Genomic DNA, 26329 nt, shown 5'->3' with positions numbered 1-26329 from the left:
ACTTTTTACTAATATTTAGAAGCTAATTGTATTAAAGTATTTTTATTGATTTTGATGTTTAAAATTTCGGTTACAAAGATAAAACAAAAGAAATTTGACTTTCTAAAAAAATAAATTTTTATTCAAAAAAGTTTTTATTAAATTCCCAGCGTTTTCTGGTGCCAATATACAGAAATTATTAATACTACAAAGCTTTTTCTAGATAAAAAGTGAAGAGCGTTCCTTCTAGATATTTGCTTTCTACAGTAATACTTTGATGGTGAGCTTCTAGAATATGTTTTACAATGGCAAGACCTAGTCCAGAACCGCCGTCTTTACGGTTTCTGCTGGTTTCTACCCTATAAAACCTTTCGAAAATTCTAGGCAAGACTTCTGGCTTGATTCCCATTCCGTTATCTTGAACAATAATTTTCACTTTTTCCTGCTCAGTTTTGGTGATTACTTTAATCAAAGCTTCTTCTCTATTAGAATAATGAATGGCGTTTGAAATAAGATTGGTAAGTACTTGAGAAATTTTTTGCTTGTCTGCTCTTACCATAATAGCAGTTTGCGAGGTTTGCAAAACTAATTTTGCAGATTTTTTATGCGCTTCGATTTCTAATAAATCAAAGATTTCTTTTATCAAAGCATTGATATCAAAAACAGAATAGTTGATGGAAATTTCTGCGGCTTCGTATTTAGAAATCTGGTCTAAATCGGTAACGATGTTCAGTAATCGTTCTACAGAATTCCCGATGCGTTCTAAATATTTGTCTCTAATGTTTAGATTTTCTACGGCACCATCTTTCAGCGTTTCTACATAACCTTGAATGGAAAAAAGAGGCGTTTTAAGCTCATGAGAAACATTCCCGATGTACTCTTTTCGGTAATCTTCCATTTCTTTCATCATGTCGATTTCTGAAACGTTTTTTTGGATTCTCTCACCTAATTGTTGGAAATTTACATTTTCCTCCTCTTGAAGAATATTTTCGGGGAGAATATCAGAAATTCGCTTGATTTGTTTCTTTCCGTAAGAATTAAAGAGTAATTCTAACACGAAATAATTAAGCAATGCTATAAAAACGAGACTGATGCTTAAATAAAAGTAAAAAGAATGAGTATCTGCAATCACTTTTTCTTGCACATAATTGAAAGCCAAGGCTACAATTGCCATAGCGCAAGTAAGAATACATGCTGCAAAAAGTGAAAGTCTATTGATTTTCATATTACATTTTCTGAGAAAAAGGTAGAATTACACTACTAATTTGTAGCCAATTCCTTTGAGGGTTTGGATAGAATTATCTCCTAATTTTTCTCTCAATCTTCTGATGTGTACATCTATGGTTCTTTCTCCTACAATCACATCATTTCCCCAAACTTTGTCTAAAATTTCTTCTCTTTTAAAAACTTTTTGGGTATTAGTAGCTAGAAGATACAACAAATCAAATTCTTTTTTCGGGAGTAGGAAATGTTCGCCGTTTTTGGTGACTTTAAAATTATCTTTATCAATCACCAAGTCGCCTAGTTCTATTAATTTAGACTGTTCTGCAACTTGTGTAGTGAGTTGTAAAAGTGCATTAACTTTAGAAATCAGCACTTTTGGCTTGATAATTTTTACAATATAATCATTAGCTCCTGCATCAAAACCTGCTAACTGAGAAAATTCTTCGCTTCTAGCAGACAAGAAAACAATTAATGTTTTTTGAAGCTCTTTTATTTGACGCATTTCTTGGCACGTTTCTATCCCATCTTTTTCTGGCATCATTACATCTAGTAAGATTAAATCTGGGATAATTTCTTTGGCTTTTACGAAGCCTTCATTGCCATTATTAGCTGTAAAAACCTGATATCCTTCTTTTTCGAGGTTGTATGACAAGATTTCTAAAATATCTTGTTCATCATCTATTAAAAGAATCTTTTTTCCTTTCATCTATACATTTTAACCTCTCAAAATTAATGAAAATTTACATTGGAAACACGAATATTTAAAACTTCACAATAATTTAACATAAAATAATTTTTGGTAAAGATTTATTAAAACAAAATTAATTTTTGCTAAACCAGACTTGCACGTGTTTCTTTATTTCTTTGCGCCAAATAAGAAGTAAAAAAATGAATTATAGAAAAATAAGTTTAGCAGCCCTATTTTTAATGGCATCGCAACAAATGATTTTTTCTCAAGTTACTAAAACGGATTCTACCAAAACGAAAGCCGAAAAAGTAATAGAAGGAGTTCAATTGAGAGGCAATACCAATAAAAAATCTGAAAGCGCTATCTTAGGCGAACAAAGAAAAGCTATAGTACAGAAGCAATCTATTGGTGCAGAAGAAATTTCTAGAAAAGGGATTTCTAACCTAGAACAAGGACTTACCAAAATTACAGGGATAAACACAGTAGAATCTAGAGGTTTATTCGTGAGAGGATTAGAAGAGAGATATAACTCATTATTAGTTAACGGATTAGCAACTCCATCTAATAACCCATTCCAGAAAATCATTGAATTAAAACAATTCCCAACTGACATCGTAGGGAAATTTGATGTTTATAAAACCTATAACGCCAATCTTTATGGAGATTTCGCCGGAGCTACTTTTGATATAGAAACTTTAGTTCCAGAGAATTCTTTTACTAAAATGGATTTTTCGGTAGGTGTAAATTCTATAAGCACTTTTAGAAATAATTTTAAAATTAATCAGAATGCTTATAACATGTCTGGTTTCATTGGCTTAAATGCTGAAGACAGACAACTTCCTGCAGAAGTAAATGGTTACAGACCAAGTGGAGCTTACATTCCTAACACTTCATTTAAAGATACTTGGAATGTAGATAATGCTAAATCGCTTCCTAATACATCCATAGGATTTACTACTTCACAAAGATTAAAATTTAAAAATGGTGGAAATTTAGGATTCCTTTTTAACCTTACTCAAGGTAGTGAATATAACTACAAAGAAGGAAACGATAACACTTTTGACACCAACGGAGTTTATAAAAACAAACTTTACAAAAAAGAATACAATTACAACATTCAATCTACTGCTTTAATTGGTTTAAGTTATAAAAAAGCTGGAACTAAAATAGATTTAAATGGTACTTTCTTACAAAACTCTTTTAACCAAATTCAAGATTATGGTGGTTACAGAGATAATAAGGACCAAGATATTATGTTCTTCCGTACCAATCAACAAGACCTTTCTAGGTTAACAGATGTACAGCTATTGGTTTCACAAAAATTAGGAGACAGACATCAGTTTAAAGCTGGTGGAAGCTGGGTAAACAACTGGTTCCAACAACCTGACAGAAAAACTTTTTATGGTTTCAGAACAGGTGACAATCAATTATTAATGAGTTACGGTGGAAACAACTTAATCAGACAATACCTAGATTTAAGCGGTGTAAACTATTTTTCTGCAATGGCAGAATACCAAGTAAATCTTGGCAAAAAACAAGAAGACAATTATTACCCTGTTACCATTTCTGCTGGTTATAATGGATTTGCAGACAGTAGAACCATGTCTTACCGTTTTATTTATTCTACGACAACTGGTGTTCAAGATATTATCAACATAGATGCTCCAGACAGCAGTTTTGCTACAGCAAATGCTAATGGGAATTTCCAATGGCAAGAAAGTGCTCAACCTAACTATAAAGCTTTCCTTTATCAGTTTGTAAATGCTGGATATGCGAATTTAAATTTCAAACCTAATAAATCTTGGGATATTCTTGCAGGAATCAGAGCAGAAAATAACATTACCATTACCAGATATAAACTGATTACAGATAACATCAATGGTAGCTTCAGAAACATTACCAAGAATCAAAATTATTTCTTGCCTTCACTTTCTGTTAAAAAAGCGCTTAATAACAAATCTAATTTAAGACTTGCGATAAGTAAAACGATTACAAGACCTATTCTTATCGAAACGATGCCTATTGAATATATTAACCCAGACAATAATACCATTTTGGGGAACTATAATATTCCGAATACAAGTTTTGGTAATGATTTCAAAGGTCTTGACAATAGTCAGAACTATAACTTTGACTTAAAATATGAGATTTTCCCTAAATCAAGTGAAATTTTCGCAGTTAACTTTTTCGGAAAAATTGTAGACAGAGCCATCGAAAGAAGTTTAATATCATCTTCTAACTCTAATGGAACTACTACTACTTTCTTTAATGCTAAACAAGCAAAACTTGCAGGAGTAGAATTAGAAGGTTCATTCAATTTAGGAAGAATTTCAGAAAACCTGAACAGATTAAACATGGGAGCTAACTTCACATATATCTATTCTGATGTAGAAAAATCTGATGCTCAAAAATCTGAAACCAATTTTAGCAAAAAAAGAGGATTACAAGGTGCTGCTCCATGGATGCTAAATGTTGATTTAAAATATGATTTCAAAAATGCCAAAAATCTAAAGAGAACCGCTTCATTGGTCTACAATACTTCTGCTGAAAAAATCTATGCAGTAGGTTTCGGAGGATTAGATCATGTTTACGAGCAACCTTTTCATCAGTTAGATTTCATTTTCCAATCTGAACTTTCTAAAAAAGTAGATGTGAAATTAGGCGTTTACAACATCCTTAACCAAACTTACAAACTAAAAATGGGCGACGAAAGCACCGTTAATATCTCAACTCCTAATTTATTGTTAGAAGACTATAAAAAAGGAATTTCTTACAACTTAAGTTTCGGAATTAAATTTTAATAAATAAGTAAAAATAAAAATTATCAATTAATATGAAAAAGAACATTTTCAAATTATTAGCATTAGCTACAGTTTTCACAATTTCATTACAATCTTGTACTGTAGAAATTAGAGAAGATGCAGACAAACCTACTACAGATGGTTCAGGAACTACTACTGGTTCTGTAATGTCTGGTTCTGGAACACTAAATGGAACAATTACTAAAGACTTAACCATCAAAAAAGGAACTTACTATATTGACGGACTAGTAAGAATAACAGATGGAGTAAAACTTACTATAGAACCAGGAGCTACTTTTTATGCTAAAACGACTACAACAAGTGGTTTAATTATCCTAAAAGGTGCAAAAGCATATATGGAAGGTACAGCTACTGAACCTATCGTTTTCACTACAGAATCTAAAAAACCTGGAGATTGGTGCGGTATCACAATCTACGGTGATGCTCCTATCAAAGCTAACGGAGGTGGCTCTACTGCAACTTCTGAAGATGGATTAAATCAAATTTATGGAGGTACTGATGTAGGTTCTAACTCAGGTGTTTACAGATATATTAGAGTAGAATATGGTGGTAAAAAAATTGGAGACGGAACTTCAGAATTTAATAATATCACTTTCTATGCTGTAGGTTCTGGAACTATTGTAGAAAACATCGTTTCTTACAAAGGTACAGATGATGGCGTAGAATTTTTCGGAGGAACTGTTTCTGCTAAAAACTTCATTTCTTACGGAAATTTTGATGATTCTTTTGACTGGCAAGATGGTTGGTACGGACAAGACAACAGCAACTGGTTCGCTTACCAAACAGGAACAGGAAACTTCGGTATGGAAATAGAATCTTCTAACAATGCTGATGCTAACTTCCCTAAAGTAAGCGGATTGACATTAATTAGAGCTACTGGCACAAATCCTGAAACTGCAGGTTCTTCTGAAATTTCAGCAATTCAATTTAAAAAACATGGAAATGGTAAATTTTCAAATGTTTATATAGAAGGTTACAAAAACACTGGTGGTAAAAATGCATATCCAGTTCTTATCCAAGATTCACCAACGGATGTAAGCCAAGTAATCGCTGGAAAAATTGCGGTAACTCCTATTAATGTTGTAAATTCTGACAATGCAGGAGTTTGGGGTTATTCTGGATTTACTTCTACTGCTCCAAAAACAATTACCAATTCTGCGGTAGCTAAAGTTTCTATCACTGGCGGAATTTGGTCAACTGTAGAAGGTGTAGATTTAACTTCTCTTTTAAAATAATTTAGCAGTCAATCTCATATCAAATTAATTAACAAATAACCGCGCCCCGAAGAATTTCGAGGCGCGGTTTTTATCTAAATTTTTAAATCGTAAATCTAAAATCGTAATTCGTAAATCAAAATTATTCCTCATCTTCATATTGCTCCAGATAATAAGCAAAAGTAAAATCTTGTACCTCATCTTCCGCATCTTCTAAAGTAGTGAGTAAATCTTCGAAAATTTCTAATTGCTCTACACTCATATTAACAAATTCTAGATGTAGCGGCATTTCTAATTCGCCTGTAATAACATCAAAAAGCGCATCAAGATTATCCCCAAAATGCTCTGGTAAAGTCAATTTTTCTTTCAGTTGAGCATAAAAATCCTCGTAATCACCAATTTCTAAAAAATCTATATATACTTCCATAATTTTATTTCAAGCTTCAAAGTTAGTAAACATCTCGCTTCCAGCATCCAACTTCCAGCAAATTATTTTTCCTCGAAACTTCTGTAATGATCAAACGTTACGAAAACCAAACCATCATTAGAAAACACCACTCTATCTGCATTTCTATTGCCGCAATTGTAATTAAGGTCTGCTTCGAAATATTTTCTTCCAGATTTTGTTGGGAGCGATTTTTGTCGGTTTGTCCAAATGTCTCCACCAATAGCTTTTCCGGGAGCAACTTCGCAAAGATTACCTTTGCTAGGAACCCAGCCCAAAGATTTTGCTTCTGATTTTGTGATGTAATAATCGGGTAATTCGCCGTGTTCTTTTAGATATTTCACTACCAATTCATCATTGGTAAGTTCATCAATATTATTGTTTGAAGTATTATTATCATCAGAAAAATCAGATTTATTTTGTTCAAAACCATCTTGATTTTTCTTTGAATTATTTTCATAAGAATAAGAACTTTCAGATTTCTGATTGTCAGATTTTTGGTAAGAAATTTCTGAATTTTCTGTATTGTTTTTCTTCTCAATTTTATAGTTATTGAAAAGGTACATCAATAATAATCCTGCCACGAAAGCAAGTACTATATAGATTAAATTTTTATTTTTTTCCATAAATTTTGTTTCAAGTTTCCAACGCTCCCATTTTAATTCAATCTCTCCACTCTTCCGGAATATCACACACCGGAATCGGATTCATTTTATGTTGCGCAGCTTTGTGCATTTTGCTGAAAATTTTGAAAACTTCTAAATCTCTTCCAGAGTATTCTGCTTCGGTTTTTGTTCCCCATTCTTTTTGGATTTTTTCCAATTCAGGATAGGTGGCGCCGATTTGTTGTTCATCTGTTCTATCCACATCCCAAAGTCCATCTGTAGGAATCGCATTCTTGATGGATTCTGGCAAATCTAAAGCTCTTGCCAAAGCATACACTTCGGTTTTGTATAAATCAGCAATCGGCGAAACATCTACTCCACCATCTCCGTATTTCGTGTAAAAACCAATCCCGAAATCTTCCACTTTATTTCCCGTTCCGCAAACGAGAAGTCCGTTGATTTGTCCGTAATAATAAAGCGTCAACATTCTCAATCTACTTCTGGTATTGGCAAAAGCCAATTTTTCGGCAGGAAATTCATCATCTTTTACATCAAAAGTTTTGTACAACGCTTCGAAAGGTTCATTTAAGTCTACCGAAAAACCTTCCACATTTGGAAATTTGTTTTTTAGAAATTCTATATGCTCTAAAGCTCGAGAAACTTGATCTTTTTGTTGACGAATTGGCATTTCTAGAGCCAAAACTTTCAATCCAGTCATGGCACAAAGTGTAGAAACCACACCAGAATCTACTCCACCCGAAACTCCAATTACATAACCTTTTACTCCAGCTTTTTCGGCATAATCTTTTAGCCAAGAAACTATTCTTTCAATTATTTTTTCTGATTGCATTTTATTGTATTTTTGCGAAACTAATTTTTTGTAAAAATAATTAAATTTTTGCCGAACTCACAGATTAGTTTGGTCAAATGTTTTAACCCATGAAAAAATATATTGTATACACTCTTCTTTTCAGTTTTTTCTTAATTCTTTTTTCTTGTAATAAAGAGGGAGAAAACCGTTGGAATGTAGAAATCAAAAATACTGAACCTGTAAAAATAACAGACATTTCTGCTGAATTTTACAACGAAAAAATCCCTTTTCCTGAATTTAAAAAAAAGTATAGCTTTTTCCTTGCTCCGAAAGTTCCAGATGCTACTTACGAGAAAAAACGTGCAGATGCCATCGAAAAAAGAGTCTATAAAGATGCTCTAAATAAAAATAATCTAGCGAATTTAGAAAAACAATTGGCTGCACTTTTTGCTCACATAAAATACTATTTCCCTGAATTTAAAAACCCACAAGTTTACGTTTTCTCTTCGGCTACGGAATTGTATGAAGAACCTATTTTGTATGTTCCAAATGAAGGTGTACTGTTCATAGATTTATCTGCATTTTTAGGCGAAAAATCAGAATTTTATGAAGGAATAGATGTTTACATGAGAAAAGAAATGACGCCTCAAAACGTTTTGCCAAAAGTAGCAGAAACCATCGCTGCAGATTATGTTCCTGCAACTCCAGACCACAATAAATTTTTGGATAAAATCGTGAATTTTGGAAAGTTAATGATTTTACAAGACGCTTTTCTTCCTAAAACATTGGATCAATATAAAATCCACTATTCTAAAGACCAACAATCTTGGGCGATTTCTAATGAAGAAAATATTTGGAATTATTTTGTAGAAAACGACTTGCTTTTCAGCGATGACAATAGATTAGACGAAAGATTTTTGGCAAAAGCTCCTTTTTCAAAATTTTACACCGAAATAGACCCAAAATCTTCTCCTAGAGTGGGTGCTTTTATCGGTTGGCAAATTTGCAGACAATATTTAGAAAAAAATCCTGAGATAACTTTGCAAAAATTCTTGCATTTACCTGCAACAGAAATATTTAACAACAGTAATTATAAACCTAAAAATTAAAAAGAGATGCGAGATGCGTGTTACGAGGTAAACTCGGAACTCGAAACTCGGAACTCGAAACTCCAAAAAATGAGACAAACACAGATAACAATCAACGTAGAATTAGACGAAAATCACGTTCCAGAAAAAATGACTTGGAATGCTCAAGATGGTGGTGTAGAAAATCAAGAAACCAAGGCCACCATGATTTCAGTTTGGGACGAAAAAGCGATGGAAGCATTGCGCATCGATTTATGGACTAAAGATATGCCTGTAGATCAAATGAAAATGTTCCTGCATCAAATTTTTGTATCTCTTGGTCATACTTATCAAAGAGCAACTGGCGAAGACGATGTAGCCGAAAAAATTCAAGAATTTGCGGAAGATTTCGCTTTTATGAGTAAAATTAAATAAAATTGCAGTCGGCTTTCGGCAGTCGGCAATCAGCATTTTTTAAAAAAATACAGCATTTTGTTCGCCGAAAGCAAATTGCTGAAAGCAGAAAGCAAAAAGATATGAAATTCAATACCAAAGTAATACACGGCAATCAAAGCCACGAAAAAGTTACAGGTTCTGTAAATGTTCCTGTATTTCTCACTTCTACCTTTGCACAAAAATCTCCAGGAGAACATTCAGGTTACGAATATTCTAGAGCCGCAAATCCTACTAGACAAGCGTTAGAAGACGCACTCGCTTCCATAGAAAACGGAGCTAGAGGTTTAGCTTTTGGTTCTGGTTTGGCTGCAATTGATTGCGTTTTGAAATTATTAAATCCAGGAGACGAAATCATCGCAGTTGACGATTTATACGGAGGAAGTTATAGAATGTTTACCAGACTTTTTGAGAAATATCAACTGAAATTTCACTTTGTAAACTTAGAAAACCCTGAAAACATACTTCCGCTCATCAACGAAAAAACCAAATTGGTTTGGCTGGAAACACCTACCAATCCTTTAATGAAATTAGTTGACATTCAAAAAGTTGCAGAACTCATCAAAGGAAAAGATATTCTTTTAGCGGTGGATAATACTTTTGCAACCCCTTATATTCAGACGCCTTTAGATTTAGGTGCAGATATTGTGATGCATTCTGCTACCAAATATTTAGGTGGACATTCTGATGTTATTGCAGGAGCTTTAATTGCCAAAACTCCAGAATTAGGAGAAAAATTACACTTCATCCAGTTTGCAAGTGGCGGAATTTTAGGACCTCACGACTCTTATTTGGTTTTGAGAGGAATCAAAACTTTGGCTTTAAGAGTTCAAAGACATTCTGAAAACGGACAAAAAATTGCAGAATTTTTGCAAAATCATCCAAAAGTAGATCAAGTTTTTTATCCAAATTTAGCGAGCAATCCTCAGTTAGAATTGGCGAAAAAACAAATGAAAACTTTCGGTGGAATGATTTCTTTCACCTTCAAATCAGGTAAAAAAGAAGATTCTATCCAATTTTTAGAAAAATTGAAAGTCTTCACGTTAGCCGAAAGTTTGGGCGGTGTAGAATCTTTGGCAAATCATCCTGCACTCATGACTCACGCTTCCATTCCTGCAGAAAAACGTGCAGAATTGGGCATTACCGATGATTTGGTAAGACTTAGTTGCGGTATAGAAGATGCTGAAGATTTAATTGCTGATTTAGAACAAGCTTTTAACTAATATCTATGTTGACGAGAAAAGCAACCATACAAGATTTACCTCAACTGTCGAATTTATTTGACCAATACAGAAGTTTTTATCACAAGGAAAGTGATATTGAAGGTGCTGTCAATTTTCTAAAAGAAAGATTAGAAAACCAAGATTCTGAAATTTTCGTAGCAGAAGAAAACGGAATTTTGACGGGTTTTACTCAATTATATCCTTTGTTTTCTTCTACAAGAATGAAAAGATATTGGCTGTTAAATGATTTATTTGTCAACGAAAATCACAGAGGAAAAGGACATTCTAAAGCTTTGATAGAAAGCGCAAAAGAACTTTGTAGAGAAACAAAAGCTTGCGGAATTCTTTTAGAAACCGATAAAACCAACGAAATTGGCAACCAACTTTATCCAAGTTGTGGTTTTGAGCAATATACTCACGCCAATTTTTATGAATGGACTAATCCTATTTAATCTTTGATTTTGGATTTACGATTTCTAACAGAATAATGAAAAATTTTAAATCCAAAATCGTAATTTTCTAATCGTAAATCGTAAATAATTATGACTGAATTTCAAAAATATATTCAAAGATATTTAGACCTAATTCCATCTGATAATTGGTTGGAAGAAATGATCAATTCTGGAGCAGAAACGATTCAGATTTTCTCTGGTTTAAACAACGAAAAATCACTTTTTGCATACGCAGAAGGAAAATGGACGCTCAAGGAATTGCTTCTTCATTTAATAGATACCGAAAAAATTTTCCAATACAGAGCGCTTCGTTTTGCCAGAAAAGACCAAACCGAATTGTCTGGTTTTGATGAAGATTTCTTCGTGGCGAATTCTTTTGCCAACGATAGAACTTTGGTAAGTTTGTTAGAAGAGTTCAGAATTGTGAGACAAACGTCTATCATTTTCTTCGAAAATTTACAAAATGCAGCACTTACCAACACTGGAAAAGCTAACAGAAACGAAATTTCTGTAGAAACCATCGGAAGATTAATCGTGGGACACAATTTCCATCATTTAAAAATAATTGAGGAAAGATATTTACCGAATTTGAAATGAATTTTCTCCCACAGATTACACAGATATTCACAAAAGAATTTAAATCCGTGAAATCTGTGGGAAATAAAAATTAAAAAAAATGCAAAAAGCACTAGAAATATTAAAAAACGGCGGCGTAATCCTATATCCTACGGATACGATTTGGGGAATCGGTTGTGATGCGACCAATGTAGAAGCCATCAACAAAATTTTTGAAATCAAAAAGCGTGAGAAAACCAAATCTATGATTATTTTGGTGGAAAACGAACGCCGATTACAAGATTTGGTTGACGTTCCAGAAATGGCTTGGCAAATTATTGATTTGTCTGAAAAACCAGTTACCATTGTTTATGAAAATCCTAAAAATTTACCCAAAGAAATTCTTGCCGAAGACGGAAGCATCGGAATTAGATTGGTAAAAGATGATTTTTGCAAAAAATTGATTTCTAAACTCAATAAACCATTGGTTTCCACATCGGCAAATTTTAGTGGAGACAAATCACCATTGAAATTTTCGGATATTTCTCAAGAATTGATTGATGCGGTAGATTACGCTGTAGAAGAAAACAGAGAATCTGTTTCCAAATATTCTGGTTCTTCTGTCATCAAAATTTGGAGTGACGGGAGAGTGAAAGTACTTCGCGAGTAGTCTTACCACAGCGAAACTGAGATTAAACAGAGAACATAGAGCAACAACTTTGTGTTCTCTGTGTTTTTCTTGGTGTCTCTGTGTTTTAATCTTATCTTTGCAAAAAATTAATTTCTCGCAGATTTAGCAGAAACCGCAGATTAAAACTGCAAAATCGGCTCAATCTGCGAGAGTTTTTATACAAAAATGAAAATCAATTTAACCCAAAATAAAAATTTCAAACTTTTTAAAATCATTTCTAAAGTCGCTCAAGAAAATAACCAAACGGTTTATATTGTTGGCGGTTACGTTCGTGATTTGTTGATGCAAAGAAAAGCACCAACAGACATCGATTTTGTAACCGAACAAAGCGGAATAGAACTTGCAAAATCGGTAGGAAAAGAGCTCGGAGATTTGAAGGTTTCTGTGTTCAAAACGTATGGAACTGCGATGATTAAATACCAAGATTTGGATTTGGAATTTGTGGGCGCCAGAAAAGAAAGTTATTCCGAAGATTCTAGAAAACCAGCGGTAGAAACTGGAACTTTAGAAGACGACCAAAAACGCAGAGATTTCACTGTAAATGCTCTTGCAATTTCACTGAATGCGGAAAATTTCGGAGAACTGATTGATCCTTTCAACGGAAGAGAAGATATGCAGAACAAAATTCTGCGAACACCTTTAGAACCTGCACAAACGTATTCTGATGATCCTTTGAGAATGATGAGAGCGATTAGATTTGCATCGGTTTTACATTTTAATATTGAGAAAAATTCTCTAGAAGCCATCAAACAAGAAGCAGAACGCATCAAAATTGTTTCGATGGAAAGGATTATGGTAGAATTCAACAAAATTATGTTGAGTGAAAGACCTTCTGTTGGTTTAAAATTGATGGAAGAAACCACACTTCTAGAAAAAATTATTCCTGAATTAACCGCTTTAAGAGGCATTGAAGAAGTAGAAGGACAAACGCACAAAGATAATTTTTGGCATACTTTGGAAGTCGTGGACAATATTTCTAAAAACACTGATAATCTTTGGTTAAGATGGGCTGCTTTATTGCACGATATCGGAAAAGCACCGACTAAAAAATTTGTAGAAAAAATAGGCTGGACTTTCCATGGACACGAATTTCTAGGCTCTAAAATGGTGAAAAATCTTTTCACGAGACTAAAATTACCATTAGGACCAGACATGAAATATGTTCAAAAAATGGTAAAACTTTCATCTAGACCGATTGCTTTGATTGATGATGGAACTTCGGATTCTGCCTTGAGAAGATTGCTTTTTGACGCTGGTGAAGATTTAGAAGATTTGTTCACGCTCTGTAAAGCAGATATCACTACGAAAAACGCTTCTAAACAAGAAAAATTCAAGAAAAATTTTGAATATGTGGCGAAGAAAATCAAAGAAGTGGAAGAAAAAGACCACGTTAGAAATTTTCAACCGCCGATTTCTGGTGAAGAAATTATGGAAATGTTCCAATTGAAACCTGGTCGTGAAATTGGGATTTTGAAAGAAAAAGTAAAAGAAGCGATTCTAGAAGGAGAAATTGCCAATGATAAAGACGAAGCTCGAAATTTCGTGATTAAAGAAGCGAAACTTTTAGGATTGGAAATATAAACTATGCCACAAATACACGAATTAATTTTAAAAATATTTGTGTATTCGTGGCAATAAAAAAATCCCTCAAAAATTTGAGGGATTTTGTTTTAGTCTTCTACTTTATCTGAATAGTCAAAATTTCTAACCGCTTCAAGCGTTTTATCAATTTCGGTTTCGTTAATGGAGTCAGAGATAAACCACGTTTCGTAACCACTTGGCGGAAGATAAATTCCCTGAGCCAACAATTGATGGAAGAAATTATTGAATAATGAATGGTTAGAATCTGCAGCTTCCTCAAAATTAGAAACTCTATTGGTATGGAAGAAAATGCTCATCATACTTCCTTTTCTATTGATTTTATGGGCAATTCCTTTTGCATTAAGAATTTTACCAATTTCAAAATCTAGCGTTTCAGTTGTCTTATTTAATTTTTCGTAGAAATTAGGATTGTTTTTAATGAGTTGAAGCGTTGTCAATCCAGCTCTCATTGCGAGAGGATTTCCGCTTAAAGTTCCCGCTTGGTAAACATCACCTCTTGGCGAAAGTTTATTCATAATTTCGTTTCTTGCCGCAAAAGCACCAACTGGCATTCCGCCGCCAATTACTTTTCCGTAAGTTACAATATCTGCTTTCACGTTGTACAATTCTTGCGCTCCACCAAAAGCCAATCTGAAACCTGTCATTACTTCATCAAAAATCAATAAAGCGCCATTTTCATCACAAACTTTTCTAAGATTTTGAAGGAAATTATTTTCTGGCAAAACGCAACCCATATTTCCAGCAACCGGCTCTACAATAATCGCAGCAATTTCACCTTGATTATGACGGAACAAATCCTGAACCTGTTCAATATCATTGTATTTTGCTAATAGTGTATCTTTTGCGGTTCCAGAAGTTACTCCCGGAGAATTTGGGTTCCCAAAAGTGGCAGCTCCACTTCCTGCTTTAATTAAAAATGAATCAGAATGACCATGATAGCAACCTTCAAATTTTATGATTTTTTCTCTTCCTGTATAACCTCTTGCTAAACGAATCGCGCTCATACAAGCTTCCGTACCCGAAGAAACCATTCTGATTTGGTCAATATTCGGAACATTTTCGATGATAAATTTTGCAATTTCGGTTTCTAATTCTGTTGGCGCACCAAAAGAAAAGCCTTTTTCTGCTTGTAATTTTACCGCTTCTACTACCTCATCATGAGCGTGACCTACAATTGCTGGTCCCCAAGAATTGATGTAATCTACATAAGTTCTGTCATCTGCATCTGTTAAATAAGCACCTTTCGCAGATTTCATAAAAATAGGAACTCCTCCTACAGATTTGAAAGCACGAACTGGCGAATTAACACCTCCTGGAATATATTTGTACGCCTCTTCAAATAAAGCCGAACTTCTTTGATATAACATAATTTTGAATTTATTTTTTTAATGTTTTGGGCGTGTCCTTCATAAAAATTTCAGATTCTTCATTCCATTCAGAATGACAAAAATTTTTATTTCAGGTCGCGCTTTTCGTTACAATTCCTCACTCGCTTTCAGCGGTTGCGGGATTTTCACTTCAATCGCTCACGCAAAATTCTTTACAAAAAATTTTATCTAGGTTTTCTATTTTTAAGATAAATTAATTGACCTTCTTTTACTTTATCTCCATATTCCATGCGGTTTTTGTTATAAAGTTTATCAAGTCTTATTGCAAATTTCTGAGCGATAGAATACATATTATCTCCTTTTTCGGCTCTATAAGTATCTACACTTCCGCTAGAATTTTTCTTATCGAGGAAGAGAATTTGTCCTTCTTTTAAAGTTTGAGAAGAAAGCTCGTTCCACTTCATCAATTTAGAAGTAGAAACGCCATATTTTTTAGAAATATCTTGTAAGTTTACTTCCGAAGCATCATCATAATCTGGTTCCATCGGAATCACAATATATCTCAAAGCTTCATTAGGATGTGCTTTCATCAGAACAGATAATAAAACTTCTTCTTTAGTCAATTTTACAGGTTCTGGAGCATCGATTACCACTTTTGGAGCTTCTTCTTTTTTAGGAGTTGGTAAATTTTTAGCTAAAAATTCTTTATCATTCACCAAATCGGGATACAAAGCCAAAAGTTTTTCGGTCACCTGTTCTTTTTTGATATAGTCAAATTCAAAAAGTTTATATTTCTGAATTTTATCAATCAAAATATAAGCGTATCTAGGATTGGTCGCATAACCTGCCTTTTTCAAACCATGAGCCCAAGCGTTATAATCTTTTGGGTCAAGTTGAAATAAATTTTTGTAAAAAGGACGATTCACCAAAAACAAAGAATGGTCTCTGTAAGATTCTCTAGGATCTTCATACACACGGAAACATTCATTTGGTGCGTCATCTGTATGTTTCATGGTTTTGCCCGTCCAGTTTTCTTTACACTTAATACCGAAGTGATTTTTCCCTTCTTGTGCCAATCTAGACTGACCACCACCTGTTTCTAAAAGTCCTTGCGCCAAAGTAATAGAAGCAGGAATATTGTATAATTCCATTTCTTCTACAGCATATTGTGCAAATCGCTGAATGTATTGGTCTTCGGTTTTCCAAGTTTGGGCTTGGATATTTGAAAACAAGGCAATTGAAAATATTAAAATGAGTTTCTTCATATTTATGTGTCGTTCCTACGGAACTTCCTATTGATAATGATGTTTTTTCTACAAACCTTTCGTTCCTACGGAACTCAATATCTATAAAACTTTTATTAAATTTCTGTTTTTCTTTTTCAACATTTCGTTTGCTCCTTTTATTCCTTGCAAACCTCCTGTATGAAAAGCTAAAATCTTGCTATTTTCTGGGAAATAATCTTCTTCTATGAGTTCAAAAATCTTCCTAAGCATTTTCCCAGTGTAAACAGGCTCTAAAATAATGCCAAAATCTTGATAAAATTTATTTATAAAACGAATATTTTCGTCTGTTATTTTGCCAAAACCGCCATCTGAAGCATCAAAAATGGTGAAATTTTGTCTTTTAGAAAAATTTAAAATCCTTTTTTCCAAAGATTCATCTTTCACAGCTTTGAAACCTAACACTTTTTGATGTTCTTCTGCAAATTTAGAAATTCCTGAAAGGGTTCCTCCTGTTCCTATAGCGCTGCAAAGATAGTCAAAATCTTGAGTTTCTTCATTGAGCATAAACTGAATTCCCTCCACCGCATTTTCATTAGTCCCACCTTCTGGAACTACCAAACTTTCGGGAAATTCTTCCTGAAGGTCTTTCATCAAAGTTTCCTTGTCTCTATAAGTTTCTCGGGTTACAAATCTGAAAGTCATTCCGTTTTGGTGCGCTAAAGAAAGGGTGGGATTTTCTTGCCAAGAGTTTTCTAATTCATCTCCTCTGATAATTCCTAGAGTTTCGATGCCAAATTCTTCTCCCAAAGCTGCCGCTGCTGCAATATGATTAGAAAAAGCACCTCCAAAAGTGATAATTTTCCTTTCTGAAACTTCTTTTTCCAAATATTTTTTGACATTGTAAAACATTTTCCAATATTTATTTCCTGAAATTTCGGGATGGGTAAGGTCTTCTCTTTTGATGAAAAGTCTTACTTTTTTTCCGATTGGAATTTCTATAATTGGAATTTTATGTTCGGGTAAATTCATGTTTTTATGCTTTCATTAAAAATCACACTCTGTATTTCCAAAAGCTCCAAATTTTTCTGGTTTCGAGGTAATTTAAATCTTCTTCCATAGCGTAAGCTTCTCTTTCGAAACTGATATTTCGGTAAGCCAAATGTTTGTCTTTTAACTTAAAATACCAATAGTAATATTCTACTACATACCACAAATAAAAGAAAATAATGAGGAGTTCTAATTGCTGACGAATGTGTATTTTTTCATGATTAATGAGTATTTTATTTTCCTTAAACGCTGATTCACGAAGAAAAATGAACGGAAAAATGGTAATTCCGTTGATTCTAGTCTTTCGGAGAAGGCGTAAACTCAAAATAATCATAGAACAAAGATATGAAAAGTTAAAAGGAGCAATTAACACAATGATTTAAAAATATGATTGAATTTTTTGTAATTTTATGGAATGAAATTTGATAAAGAATTAGTAGAAGGCGATGATTTTTATTATAATGAATTAGGCTACAAAGTTTTCACCGAAAGATACCACTTAAAACGCGGTTATTGCTGTAAAAGTGGTTGTAAACATTGTCCTTATGGTTATGATAAAAAGACTGATTCTTTTAAAAAAATTGAGAAAAAACCACATAAATCATAAAAAAATGAAGAAATATTTTTTCCTTTTGTTGGCTTCAGCAGCACTTTTTGTTACGTCTTGTTCACCATTTAATGTGAGAACAGATTATGCTGAAACTGCCAATTTTAGTTCTTATAAAACGTATCAGTTTAGAGTAGATGATTTAAAACTGAATGATTTAGACAAAGACCGTGTTTTAAACGAAGTAGCTAAAAACCTACAAATGAAAGGTTTATCTGCATCTCAAACTCCTGATTTAGTTGTAAACTTGAAAGCTTCTCATAAAAAAGTAGAAGATACCAGAATTGAGCCTAGTTTCGGTGTTTACGGTTGGGGAAGACCTTTTGGATGGGGAGTTGGAATGAGCAGAGCTTGGACTACCGATTACAACAGAGGAAGTTTGATTATTGACATCGTAGATGCTAAAACTGGAAAATTAGTTTGGCAAGGTGTAGGAAGCGGAATCAATGTAGATTCTCCTAAATCTAAACAAAAACAAATTCCAGCGATTGTAGCAGAGATTATGGCCAATTATCCGCCTGTGAAAAAATAAAAATATTTTTAACTTTAATATTATTGTCTAAAAACCTACGGCGCGAGCTTTGCTCGCGCCGTAGGTTTTTCATATTTTAAAACAAAAAAATCGGGAAAATTTCCCGATTTTATAATATCCTAATAGATAAAAATCTATTATTATTCTAAAACTTCTGTAATAGGATTTCCTATGTTTCCACTTGGATTTTCAACTTTCAGCATTTGAGCTAGAGTTGGTGCAATATCAGTCATGTGATATGGTTTTGCACTCTGTCCGTTTTTAACTTTCCAACCCATAAAAATTAATGGAATGTGAGCGTCATAAGAATTCCAAACGCTGTGAGTAGTTCCTTTTTTAGCATAAGTTGGCAACATGCTGTCATGCGTAATGATTTGAATATCACCACTTCTTTGCCAGTTGTAACCATTAATAATTCTCGTTTTTATCGGTTCAGGAATTGCTGCTTCTGCTACTTCTTCTAAATCTACTGCGTACAATACTCTTTTATCTTTATTCAGCAAACCAAGAATCGTTTTCTTTACCTCATCTGCTTCTAATCCTTTTTCCTTGATAACATTTTGATTAAGATAAACTTGGTAATTATCAATTCCTAAAATCAATTTACTTCCTGCATATTTTTTTTCAAGTTCATCATTAAGTGTTTTTTCTAAACCTTCGCCAAAGAAACCTGTTGCCATTTTATTGGCTTGCATATAACCTTCTGAATGTGCAGCACCATGATCTGCAGATAAGAATACCAAATAGTTTCCTTTTCCTACTTTTTTGTCTAACTGCTGGAAAAACGCTTCTAAATCTTGATCTAATCTTAAATAAGTGTCTTCTATTTCTATAGAATTTGGACCAAAAGCATGACCTACATAATCTGTAGAAGCAATATTAATCGTTAAGAAATCTGTAATCTGGTCTTCACCCATTCCGTAACCATTGATAGAAGCTTCTGCCATTTTTAGGGTTAAAGAATTTCCAAAAGGCGTTGTTCTAATCACTCCTTTTTTAGCATCATAATCTTTTGCTAAATTTTCATAAGGAAAAGTAGGCGTTTTAGCACTTCCTAAAAGGCTTTCCCAAGCTACATTATCCTCTGTACTTTCAAAATATTCTGAGATAGGAAGTAATGTTTTCCAACCTTTTGAAACTAATTTTTTACCGTTTTCTTCTTTGTTAAATTCATTCAACCACTGTGGTAATTCTTTCAAATAATAATCAGAAGTGATGAAATTCCCCGTGGTTTCATCAAACCAAAAAGCCGCAGTAGGATTATGACCTGCTGGTAAAATAGAAGCTCTGTCTTTTAATGAAACGCCAACTACTTTTGAACGAAAATTGGTTGCAATTCCTAACTGGTCTGTAATGGTAGTACTCCAAAGATTTCTAGGAGAATGCTGACCTATTTTTTTAGCTTCTGTTCCTACAGCATTTACTGTTTCATCTGTGGTACAGTAAACATTTTTACCTGTTTCTTTATCAGTCCAGTCGTTTCCAGCAATTCCATGAATCGATGGAACAGAACCTGTATAAATAGAAGTATGACCTAATGCAGTAACCGTAGGAATATAATCAATCATCACATTATTAAAACTGTAGCCTTCATTTAATAATCTTTTGAAGCCACCGTTTCCGTATTTTGCTTGATATTTATATAAGAAATCCCAACGCATCTGGTCTACTACAATTCCTACCACCAATTTTGGTCTTTCTACACCATCATTGTATTGAGTATTTTTATTTTTTTGTGCATCTACAGATAACAAAGCCAATGTTACTAATGCAAGAGTGCTAATTTTTCTAAGCATTTTTCTAGAAATTTTAATTTAGGCAAATTTAAAGGTTTTTATTTTAGCTAAAGTTTAATTTTACATTAAAAATTAAACCGTTTGACTTCACAAAAAAACGCACCTAAAAGATGCGTTTCATTTATTTCAAAAAAAGATTTTTTTAGAATTTTAAATCTCCGTTTACTTCTCTTACCGCTGCTGCTGCAGTTGCAAATTTTTCTTTTTCTGCTTCAGTCAATTCAATTTCTACGATTTTTTCTACTCCATTTTTACCGATAATCGCAGGAACACCTAAACAAATGTCAGATTGTCCGTATTCTCCGTCTAACATAAGTGAACAAGGAATCATTTTCTTTTGGTCACAAGCAATTGCTTGAACCATTACAGAAACTGCTGCACCTGGTGCATACCAAGCTGAAGTTCCTAATAATTTAGTTAATGTAGCACCTCCTACTTTAGTTTCTTCTACTACATACGCTTGTTGTTCTTCAGATAAGAAAGAAGTTACAGGAACACCATTTCTAGTTGCTTTAGACAATAAAGGAAGCATACCTGTATCTGAGTGTGCTGCAATTACCATTCCGTCTACATCAGAAATTGGAGCTTCTAAAGCTTCTGCTAATCTGTACTTGAATCTTGCAGAATCTAGAGCACCTCCCATTCCAATGATTTTATGTTTTGGTAAACCAGAAGTTTTGTGAACTAGGTAAGCCATAGTATCCATTGGGTTAGAAACCACGATAATGGTTACATTAGGAGAATGTTTTACTAAGTTAGCCGTTACATCTTTTACAATTCCTGCATTGATACCGATTAACTCTTCTCTAGTCATTCCTGGTTTTCTAGGAATACCAGAAGTAATTACCGCTACATCTGAACCGGCAGTTTTACTATAATCACCAGTTGTTCCCGTAATTTTAGTATCAAAACCATTCAAAGAAGCAGTTTGCATTAAATCCATTGCTTTACCTTCAGCAAAACCTTCTTTAATATCTACTAAAACTACTTCTGAACAGAAGTTTTTCATAGCAATATATTCTGCGCAAGATGCACCTACAGCTCCTGCTCCAACTACAGTTACTTTCATTTTTTTATTTTTTAAAGTTTAAAATTAAGTTGCTCAAATTTAATGATTATTTGAGGATTAGACAATTTTCTTGATATGAATTAAATCCTAATTTTAAAATTTTTCAATCGTGTAAATAGATGTAAAAATTACCATAAATCAAGGACAAAAACAGAGACATTGCTTACCTTTGTTTTAAATTTTGAAGGATGGAAAATTTTTTGAAGCATTTACAAGACGGATATTCTAACAGAAAATATGATTTAGACAAAAAGAAAATCGAAACCTTTATCGATGATTTTTTCAGATTCGTGTTTTTTCTAGAGCTTCAAAGATGTGCTTCAGAAGATGAAATCGCCAATAGATTACAACAATTTAAAATAGATTTTATCAAGATTCTGTATTCTGTTTTTGATGACAAAGAAAAAGCCACAGCATGTGGAGAATATTTTTTTACCAAATTCCCAGAAATCTATAAAACTTTAGAAAAAGACGCTGCTTTTGCACTAGAAAATGACCCAGCTGCAACCTCTGTAGAAGAAGTCACTTTTTCTTATCCCGGTTTTTATGCAATTACGATTTACAGATTGGCTCACGAATTGCAACTGGAAAAAATTCCGTTGATTCCTAGAATTTGGACAGAATTGGCGCACAGCAAAACAGGAATAGACATTCATCCAGGAGCTACCATTGGTTCGCCATTCTTCATCGATCATGGTACGGGAATTGTAATAGGTGAAACCTCAGAAATTGGAAATGGTGTGAAAATTTATCAAGGAGTTACTTTGGGAGCGCTTTCTGTTTCTAAAGAAATTGCCAATACCAAAAGACATCCTACCATAGAAAACGGTGTAGTTATTTATGCGAATGCTACCATTTTAGGAGGAGAAACCGTGATTGGCGAGAACAGCATCATCGGTGGAAACGTTTGGATTACAGACAGCCTACCGAAAAATTCGGTGGTTTTTCACAAAGGTCAAGTTACGGTGAGAAATAAATTTCCAGGTGATGAACCGATTAACTACTTTATTTGAGGTAAAGGCTAAGGTTGAGGTTGAGGTAAAGGTAAAGGTAGAGGTAGAGATAAGTAAAAACTGAATTTAATTAAGATAACGAAACTTGCAGCCCGACTTGAACGGAGCTCTTTTTAAAATTTTTTGGCTCTCTCCTTTAGGAGAGTTAACGAGGGGAAAATTTTAAAAAAGCGGGAGTGGAAGGCGGTAAAGCTGCCCAAATTAATAATATTTAAAATTTAAAAATATGAAAGTTAATAATGTACTAGAAGTGATTGGCAACACTCCTTTGGTAAAATTAAATAAGATTTTCGGGAGTGATGTAGAAGTGTGGATGAAACTAGAACGCCAAAATCCTGGTGGAAGCATCAAAGACAGAATTGCTCTTGCGATGATAGAAACGGCGGAAAAAGAAGGAAAAATTAATAAAGATACCTTGATTATAGAACCTACTTCGGGAAACACAGGTGTAGGTTTGGCAATGGTTTGCGCGGTAAAAGGTTACAAATTAGTTTTGGTAATGCCAGAATCTATGTCTGTAGAGCGCAGAAAACTCATGTCTGCTTATGGCGCTGAATTTGTTTTAACTCCAAGAGAATTAGGAACGAATGGAGCGGTGAAAAAAGCCTACGAATTGGCTTCTACAATTGAAAATTCATGGATTCCACAGCAATTTGAAAATGATGCAAATCCAGAAATTCATAAAAATACCACTGCTCAAGAAATTTTGGCAGATTTCCCAGAAGGATTTGACTTTGTGATTACAGGTGTGGGAACTGGCGGTCATATTACAGGCGTAACCGAAGTTCTGAAAGAAAAATTCCCGAATCTGAAAAGTTATGCCGTAGAACCTACAGATTCACCTGTTTTAAGTGGTGGAAATCCTGGTCCGCATCCTTTGCAAGGAATTGGCGCTGGTTTTGTACCAAAAGTTTTGAATTCTGAAATCCTAGAGGGTGTAATTCAAGTAGAAAAAGCAGAAGCTTTTGATTTTGCTAGAAAATTAGCTGCTCAAGAAGGAATTTTAGCAGGAATTTCTACTGGTGCTTCTCTTGCTGCAATTGCGAAGAAATTGCCAGAATTACCAAAAGGCGCTAAAGTTTTGACCTTTAATTATGACACTGGTGAAAGATATTGGTCAGTTCCAGATTTGTTTCAAGAAAATGAATCTGAATTGAAATAAATTGAAAACGCTCCAAAAATTTGGAGCGTTTTTTTTGTCTCTCGCTGATTTTGCAGATTAAGCCGATGTTTTTTAAAATTAATTAACCGCAAAAGAGACAAAAGAAAAGATTGAAATAAAGAAGTTCAAAAGGACAAAAAAGTAAATTTTTGTCCTTTATTTTTTAAACTCTAGCTTATTATACTGATGAAAATTTTTTTTAAAATCTGCTAAATTTGCTAAATCAGCGAGATATTTTTTTTTAGTTTTCTTCTTCGAAGTACAGCATATAATATTTCCCGTTTTCGTCTTGTCCTTGTTGGATGAGTTTTCGGTCTCCGTGAATGTAAATATGGAAGTTTTTGTCTAGTTTAATAACGCTTTTTAAAATTCTAGCGTTTTTCTTAACTGCTGCATCATTGATGGCAAATTCGTCTGACAAAGCATAATCTCTTTCGTCTTCGTATTGTGTTTTGAAGGCATTAAAACTTTGGATGACTTCTTGGTCTTTCAAAACTTCTCCTGTGAATTCTTCCATCTTAAATTCTTCTTTTTCTTTGAAAAAACTCAACGATTTATTCAAGAAATCTGCTTGGTCGGCTTTGGTGATTTCAAATTCCTGCGGAAGTTGTTTCGTGATGTATTCTTTGTAAAGCGTAAGCGTTTCTTGCGTCTCAAAATATTCGTCTTGACGCTGACGAACCTGTAAGAAATCGTCCATCCAATAACTGGTTTCTGCTCTACTCGTTCCGTCAATAATAGACATGAGATAGCCTTGTTCTTTATTGGTATTGTAAATCAAGCAACCTTTGTCTACTTTATTCAAATTGATTCCCTGTAAGGTTTCTAACTCAAAGTTTTCATTTTTGGTAGAAACTTTCAGAAAAGTGTCTTTATTTTCGGATTTAAAAAGTCCAACTGCGTCATATCTTTCGCCTTTTACGATGCAATCTTTGAAAAAGCAAACGTAGAATTCTCCACCTTTGGTTCTAGGATTGGTAGAATGTTCGTACAGCAGTTTTGCCAATTTTTTGGATTGGTTTTCTAACAATTCTGGTTGTTCAAAAATCTCTGAAACGTAAGTAAACACTTCGTTATTCTCGATATTAGAACTATGGAAAAACTCGAAAAAGATTTCGGGTTTAAAATTTTTAAGGAAATAATCTTTGAGTAATGCTTTCATCTCATCTGTGATGAAAACTTCTGAATCTGTGGTTACCAAAGCTTCTTGATGCGTTTGGTTTCCTACGTAATTGATGCAAAGATGTTCTAGTGTGGTTTCTTCTGTGAAAATCATGCTGCGAAAATAGGGAAATTTACGGAGATTTTTTCGCGGCCCGGCGAAAGCGGAGCTCTTTTTTCTGTCTGATGGCGGTTTCAAATTTCTAAAAATATTGAAAGAATTACTGCTCGTTAGGTTTATTCTGCTCATTATGACAGAAAAAAAGCGGGAGCTGTAGACGGAAATGCCGCCCAAATAAAAACAAAAAAAATCCCCCTTGAAAAACCGGCAACAAATCTACTACTCTACTCACTAAATTTTTTAAAAACGGAGCATCTTCGGGAAACATATTTGCCAATTCATTTAATCTTGCCACTTCAAAACTCTGATTATATGTGACAATATTTCCATCGGTTCCGAAATCTTGCTTGAGTTGCTCTACCAATAATTTCAGTGGATTTTTACCATTAGAAAAATCTTCAGGATGGGCTAAAAATTCTTTGTGTGAAAGTTTGCCATCTTCTTCTAAAATATGTAATGAATACTGAAACGGAACTTGCTGATAAGGTCTCGTTCCGTCCAGAACAGGAATGGCAGGAAAAACAGTTTCAAAATCAAAGAAATATAAGGGAAACTGCCAAGAAGAAATCATATTCTTAATGGCTTCTTTATTGATGTACTGCTCTTGATTTCTCAATCCTTTTCTTTGTAAATGTTGAAAATGCGTAAGCGGAAAATCATCTTCTATATCTTCAATTTTCAGAATTCCTTGCTCATATAATTCCCATGCTTTATTGCCACCACGATACAATTCAAAAACAGAATTTTCGGGAATGTCTTTCCAACAATGATGTACGAAATCACAAGCAAAAGGAGACGAACAATGTTCACCGATGGAAACATTGGGTTCCTGTTTATTTTCTAACATTACAAGTAATCTTTCCAAATTTTCTTCTACCCAAGTTTGTTTAGACAAAACTTTATCTGTAATATCTTCCAAATGAAAAAATTCATCTGTTAACTCACCATTTTTAATGTACTGATTGTTAATGTGCATCAGAAAAAACTTATCTGGTGCATAACCCGCTTCTTTCATCACAAAATATTGCAATGATGCATCGGTAAGATGATAATCTTTGACAGAAGTACTGTTTTTTACTTCTATTGCCCAAACTTCACTATTCATTCGATGTAAAATATCAAGCATACAAAGTGCATTTTTAGCGGTAAAAGTAGCTTCGTAGATGGTTTCTACCTCTTCTGCAATCCATAGTTTGGTTTTTTCAATGGAAGGAGAAAAATCCGAAAAATCTTCTGGAGTAGCATCTTTACCATTAGGAAATCTATTTTGTGCCAAATTTCCTATCTGATGTCCTAGGTCAAAAATTGCTTGAGTTTGTTCATCAGTAGGCAGTTGTAAGTCTTTTCGGTAATAGGAATACCAAAGTTTTTTTTCGCATTGTACGCCAGAAACGAAACGAGATTTAGAAAGTGTTTTCATGGTTATTGGTAAATGT

26 protein-coding genes are annotated in these 26329 nt (G+C 33.8%); 13 read left to right on the top strand and 13 right to left on the bottom strand.

All coding sequences use genetic code 11. From position 1 onward, the window contains the following. Window positions 1–184 precede the first annotated feature (184 nt). Together KKQ76_RS01410 and KKQ76_RS01405 are read right to left on the bottom strand one after the other, a co-directional pair. Window positions 185–1204 (bottom strand): sensor histidine kinase, encoded by a 1020-nt coding sequence (locus tag KKQ76_RS01410; RefSeq protein WP_213195508.1) that lies wholly within the window; start codon window positions 1202–1204, stop codon window positions 185–187. 27 nt (window positions 1205–1231) lie between these two features. Continuing rightward, window positions 1232–1909 carry a response regulator transcription factor gene (locus KKQ76_RS01405; protein WP_213195507.1) on the bottom strand — a complete coding sequence of 226 codons (678 nt, stop codon included), beginning with the start codon at window positions 1907–1909 and terminating at the stop codon, window positions 1232–1234. 182 nt (window positions 1910–2091) lie between these two features. Here KKQ76_RS01405 and KKQ76_RS01400 point away from each other — a divergent pair, with 182 nt between their 5' ends. Together KKQ76_RS01400 and KKQ76_RS01395 are read left to right on the top strand one after the other, a co-directional pair. Further along, window positions 2092–4692: a TonB-dependent receptor plug domain-containing protein gene (locus tag KKQ76_RS01400; protein ID WP_213195506.1), complete on the top strand. Its 2601-nt coding sequence runs from the start codon at window positions 2092–2094 to the stop codon at window positions 4690–4692. Between the two features lie 32 nt (window positions 4693–4724). Then, window positions 4725–5948, top strand: a complete 1224-nt coding sequence (locus KKQ76_RS01395; protein WP_213195505.1) for a hypothetical protein — start codon at window positions 4725–4727, stop codon at window positions 5946–5948. 121 nt (window positions 5949–6069) lie between these two features. On the opposite strand, the gene KKQ76_RS01390 is transcribed toward KKQ76_RS01395, so the two are convergent. From KKQ76_RS01390 to nadE, 3 genes are read right to left on the bottom strand one after another with little or no spacing between them, the layout of a single operon-like run. Beyond that, window positions 6070–6357, bottom strand: coding sequence for a barstar family protein (locus KKQ76_RS01390; protein WP_213197439.1), 288 nt, complete (start codon window positions 6355–6357; stop codon window positions 6070–6072). Window positions 6358–6416: 59 nt separating this feature from the next. Then, complete coding sequence (locus KKQ76_RS01385) at window positions 6417–6998, bottom strand: ribonuclease domain-containing protein (RefSeq protein WP_246501304.1); 582 nt, start codon at window positions 6996–6998, stop codon at window positions 6417–6419. 37 nt (window positions 6999–7035) lie between these two features. Further along, window positions 7036–7827: an NAD(+) synthase gene (gene nadE, locus KKQ76_RS01380; RefSeq protein ID WP_213195504.1), complete on the bottom strand. Its 792-nt coding sequence runs from the start codon at window positions 7825–7827 to the stop codon at window positions 7036–7038. 89 nt (window positions 7828–7916) lie between these two features. On the opposite strand from nadE, the gene gldB reads away from it, so the two are divergent. The 7 genes from gldB (at window position 7917) to KKQ76_RS01345 (ending at window position 13810) form a co-directional block, all read left to right on the top strand. Then, window positions 7917–8897: a gliding motility lipoprotein GldB gene (gldB, locus tag KKQ76_RS01375; protein ID WP_213195503.1), complete on the top strand. Its 981-nt coding sequence runs from the start codon at window positions 7917–7919 to the stop codon at window positions 8895–8897. 69 nt (window positions 8898–8966) lie between these two features. Beyond that, the gene (gene gldC / locus KKQ76_RS01370) at window positions 8967–9290 is read left to right on the top strand and encodes a gliding motility protein GldC (RefSeq protein ID WP_069797807.1); all 324 of its coding nucleotides are present in this window, start codon (window positions 8967–8969) and stop codon (window positions 9288–9290) included. 101 nt (window positions 9291–9391) lie between these two features. Next, window positions 9392–10531, top strand: a complete 1140-nt coding sequence (locus tag KKQ76_RS01365) for a trans-sulfuration enzyme family protein (protein ID WP_213195502.1) — start codon at window positions 9392–9394, stop codon at window positions 10529–10531. 5 nt (window positions 10532–10536) lie between these two features. Continuing rightward, on the top strand, window positions 10537–10983 hold the full coding sequence (locus KKQ76_RS01360; RefSeq protein ID WP_213195501.1) for a GNAT family N-acetyltransferase: 447 nt from the start codon (window positions 10537–10539) through the stop codon (window positions 10981–10983). A gap of 90 nt (window positions 10984–11073) precedes the next feature. Continuing rightward, window positions 11074–11580, top strand: coding sequence for a DinB family protein (locus KKQ76_RS01355; RefSeq protein WP_213195500.1), 507 nt, complete (start codon window positions 11074–11076; stop codon window positions 11578–11580). Window positions 11581–11659: 79 nt separating this feature from the next. Then, on the top strand, window positions 11660–12208 hold the full coding sequence (locus KKQ76_RS01350) for an L-threonylcarbamoyladenylate synthase (protein ID WP_213195499.1): 549 nt from the start codon (window positions 11660–11662) through the stop codon (window positions 12206–12208). Between the two features lie 186 nt (window positions 12209–12394). Then, entirely contained in the window at window positions 12395–13810 is a 1416-nt protein-coding gene (locus KKQ76_RS01345; protein ID WP_213195498.1) for a CCA tRNA nucleotidyltransferase, read from the top strand. 89 nt (window positions 13811–13899) lie between these two features. Here KKQ76_RS01345 and hemL read toward each other — a convergent pair whose 3' ends face one another. The 4 genes from hemL to KKQ76_RS01325 form a co-directional block, all read right to left on the bottom strand. Next, on the bottom strand, window positions 13900–15198 hold the full coding sequence (gene hemL / locus KKQ76_RS01340; RefSeq protein WP_213195497.1) for a glutamate-1-semialdehyde 2,1-aminomutase: 1299 nt from the start codon (window positions 15196–15198) through the stop codon (window positions 13900–13902). Between the two features lie 185 nt (window positions 15199–15383). Further along, window positions 15384–16424, bottom strand: coding sequence for a glucosaminidase domain-containing protein (locus KKQ76_RS01335; protein WP_213195496.1), 1041 nt, complete (start codon window positions 16422–16424; stop codon window positions 15384–15386). An 81-nt stretch (window positions 16425–16505) separates the two neighbouring features. Next, window positions 16506–17414: a 1-aminocyclopropane-1-carboxylate deaminase/D-cysteine desulfhydrase gene (locus KKQ76_RS01330; protein ID WP_213195495.1), complete on the bottom strand. Its 909-nt coding sequence runs from the start codon at window positions 17412–17414 to the stop codon at window positions 16506–16508. Between the two features lie 22 nt (window positions 17415–17436). Then, window positions 17437–17766 (bottom strand): hypothetical protein, encoded by a 330-nt coding sequence (locus KKQ76_RS01325; RefSeq protein WP_213195494.1) that lies wholly within the window; start codon window positions 17764–17766, stop codon window positions 17437–17439. An 81-nt stretch (window positions 17767–17847) separates the two neighbouring features. Between KKQ76_RS01325 and KKQ76_RS01320 the strand changes: the two genes are divergently transcribed. Together KKQ76_RS01320 and KKQ76_RS01315 are read left to right on the top strand one after the other, a co-directional pair. After that, window positions 17848–18039, top strand: a complete 192-nt coding sequence (locus KKQ76_RS01320) for a DUF5522 domain-containing protein (RefSeq protein ID WP_213195493.1) — start codon at window positions 17848–17850, stop codon at window positions 18037–18039. Between the two features lie 4 nt (window positions 18040–18043). Then, entirely contained in the window at window positions 18044–18571 is a 528-nt protein-coding gene (locus tag KKQ76_RS01315; protein ID WP_213195492.1) for a DUF4136 domain-containing protein, read from the top strand. Between the two features lie 140 nt (window positions 18572–18711). On the opposite strand, the gene pafA is transcribed toward KKQ76_RS01315, so the two are convergent. Next, window positions 18712–20367 (bottom strand): alkaline phosphatase PafA, encoded by a 1656-nt coding sequence (pafA, locus tag KKQ76_RS01310; protein ID WP_213195491.1) that lies wholly within the window; start codon window positions 20365–20367, stop codon window positions 18712–18714. 142 nt (window positions 20368–20509) lie between these two features. Continuing rightward, window positions 20510–21436: a malate dehydrogenase gene (locus KKQ76_RS01305; RefSeq protein WP_213188556.1), complete on the bottom strand. Its 927-nt coding sequence runs from the start codon at window positions 21434–21436 to the stop codon at window positions 20510–20512. A gap of 188 nt (window positions 21437–21624) precedes the next feature. Here KKQ76_RS01305 and epsC point away from each other — a divergent pair, with 188 nt between their 5' ends. Together epsC and cysK are read left to right on the top strand one after the other, a co-directional pair. Then, window positions 21625–22449, top strand: a complete 825-nt coding sequence (gene epsC / locus KKQ76_RS01300; protein WP_213195490.1) for a serine O-acetyltransferase EpsC — start codon at window positions 21625–21627, stop codon at window positions 22447–22449. Between the two features lie 226 nt (window positions 22450–22675). Continuing rightward, entirely contained in the window at window positions 22676–23611 is a 936-nt protein-coding gene (gene cysK, locus KKQ76_RS01295) for a cysteine synthase A (protein WP_213195489.1), read from the top strand. Between the two features lie 241 nt (window positions 23612–23852). Here cysK and KKQ76_RS01290 read toward each other — a convergent pair whose 3' ends face one another. Then, window positions 23853–24887 carry a nucleoid-associated protein gene (locus tag KKQ76_RS01290; RefSeq protein ID WP_213195488.1) on the bottom strand — a complete coding sequence of 345 codons (1035 nt, stop codon included), beginning with the start codon at window positions 24885–24887 and terminating at the stop codon, window positions 23853–23855. Between the two features lie 106 nt (window positions 24888–24993). Next, the gene (locus KKQ76_RS01285) at window positions 24994–26313 is read right to left on the bottom strand and encodes a DUF2779 domain-containing protein (RefSeq protein WP_213195487.1); all 1320 of its coding nucleotides are present in this window, start codon (window positions 26311–26313) and stop codon (window positions 24994–24996) included. Window positions 26314–26329 lie beyond the last annotated feature (16 nt).

The organism is Cloacibacterium caeni (assembly GCF_907163105.1).
In the GTDB taxonomy this organism is placed as follows: Bacteria; Bacteroidota; Bacteroidia; order Flavobacteriales; family Weeksellaceae; genus Cloacibacterium; species Cloacibacterium caeni_A.
This window is presented reverse-complemented; position numbering and strand designations above follow the sequence as displayed.

Coding starts and splice junctions, on each gene's coding strand:
- KKQ76_RS01410 (WP_213195508.1), bottom strand. CDS start 1,204: ATGAAAATCAATAGACTTTCACTTTTTGCAGCATGTATTCTTACTTGC.
- KKQ76_RS01405 (WP_213195507.1), bottom strand. CDS start 1,909: ATGAAAGGAAAAAAGATTCTTTTAATAGATGATGAACAAGATATTTTA.
- KKQ76_RS01400 (WP_213195506.1), top strand. CDS start 2,092: ATGAATTATAGAAAAATAAGTTTAGCAGCCCTATTTTTAATGGCATCG.
- KKQ76_RS01395 (WP_213195505.1), top strand. CDS start 4,725: ATGAAAAAGAACATTTTCAAATTATTAGCATTAGCTACAGTTTTCACA.
- KKQ76_RS01385 (WP_246501304.1), bottom strand. CDS start 6,998: ATGGAAAAAAATAAAAATTTAATCTATATAGTACTTGCTTTCGTGGCA.
- nadE (WP_213195504.1), bottom strand. CDS start 7,827: ATGCAATCAGAAAAAATAATTGAAAGAATAGTTTCTTGGCTAAAAGAT.
- gldB (WP_213195503.1), top strand. CDS start 7,917: ATGAAAAAATATATTGTATACACTCTTCTTTTCAGTTTTTTCTTAATT.
- gldC (WP_069797807.1), top strand. CDS start 8,967: ATGAGACAAACACAGATAACAATCAACGTAGAATTAGACGAAAATCAC.
- KKQ76_RS01365 (WP_213195502.1), top strand. CDS start 9,392: ATGAAATTCAATACCAAAGTAATACACGGCAATCAAAGCCACGAAAAA.
- KKQ76_RS01360 (WP_213195501.1), top strand. CDS start 10,537: ATGTTGACGAGAAAAGCAACCATACAAGATTTACCTCAACTGTCGAAT.
- KKQ76_RS01355 (WP_213195500.1), top strand. CDS start 11,074: ATGACTGAATTTCAAAAATATATTCAAAGATATTTAGACCTAATTCCA.
- KKQ76_RS01350 (WP_213195499.1), top strand. CDS start 11,660: ATGCAAAAAGCACTAGAAATATTAAAAAACGGCGGCGTAATCCTATAT.
- KKQ76_RS01345 (WP_213195498.1), top strand. CDS start 12,395: ATGAAAATCAATTTAACCCAAAATAAAAATTTCAAACTTTTTAAAATC.
- hemL (WP_213195497.1), bottom strand. CDS start 15,198: ATGTTATATCAAAGAAGTTCGGCTTTATTTGAAGAGGCGTACAAATAT.
- KKQ76_RS01335 (WP_213195496.1), bottom strand. CDS start 16,424: ATGAAGAAACTCATTTTAATATTTTCAATTGCCTTGTTTTCAAATATC.
- KKQ76_RS01330 (WP_213195495.1), bottom strand. CDS start 17,414: ATGAATTTACCCGAACATAAAATTCCAATTATAGAAATTCCAATCGGA.
- KKQ76_RS01325 (WP_213195494.1), bottom strand. CDS start 17,766: ATGATTATTTTGAGTTTACGCCTTCTCCGAAAGACTAGAATCAACGGA.
- KKQ76_RS01320 (WP_213195493.1), top strand. CDS start 17,848: ATGAAATTTGATAAAGAATTAGTAGAAGGCGATGATTTTTATTATAAT.
- KKQ76_RS01315 (WP_213195492.1), top strand. CDS start 18,044: ATGAAGAAATATTTTTTCCTTTTGTTGGCTTCAGCAGCACTTTTTGTT.
- pafA (WP_213195491.1), bottom strand. CDS start 20,367: ATGCTTAGAAAAATTAGCACTCTTGCATTAGTAACATTGGCTTTGTTA.
- KKQ76_RS01305 (WP_213188556.1), bottom strand. CDS start 21,436: ATGAAAGTAACTGTAGTTGGAGCAGGAGCTGTAGGTGCATCTTGCGCA.
- epsC (WP_213195490.1), top strand. CDS start 21,625: ATGGAAAATTTTTTGAAGCATTTACAAGACGGATATTCTAACAGAAAA.
- cysK (WP_213195489.1), top strand. CDS start 22,676: ATGAAAGTTAATAATGTACTAGAAGTGATTGGCAACACTCCTTTGGTA.
- KKQ76_RS01290 (WP_213195488.1), bottom strand. CDS start 24,887: ATGATTTTCACAGAAGAAACCACACTAGAACATCTTTGCATCAATTAC.
- KKQ76_RS01285 (WP_213195487.1), bottom strand. CDS start 26,313: ATGAAAACACTTTCTAAATCTCGTTTCGTTTCTGGCGTACAATGCGAA.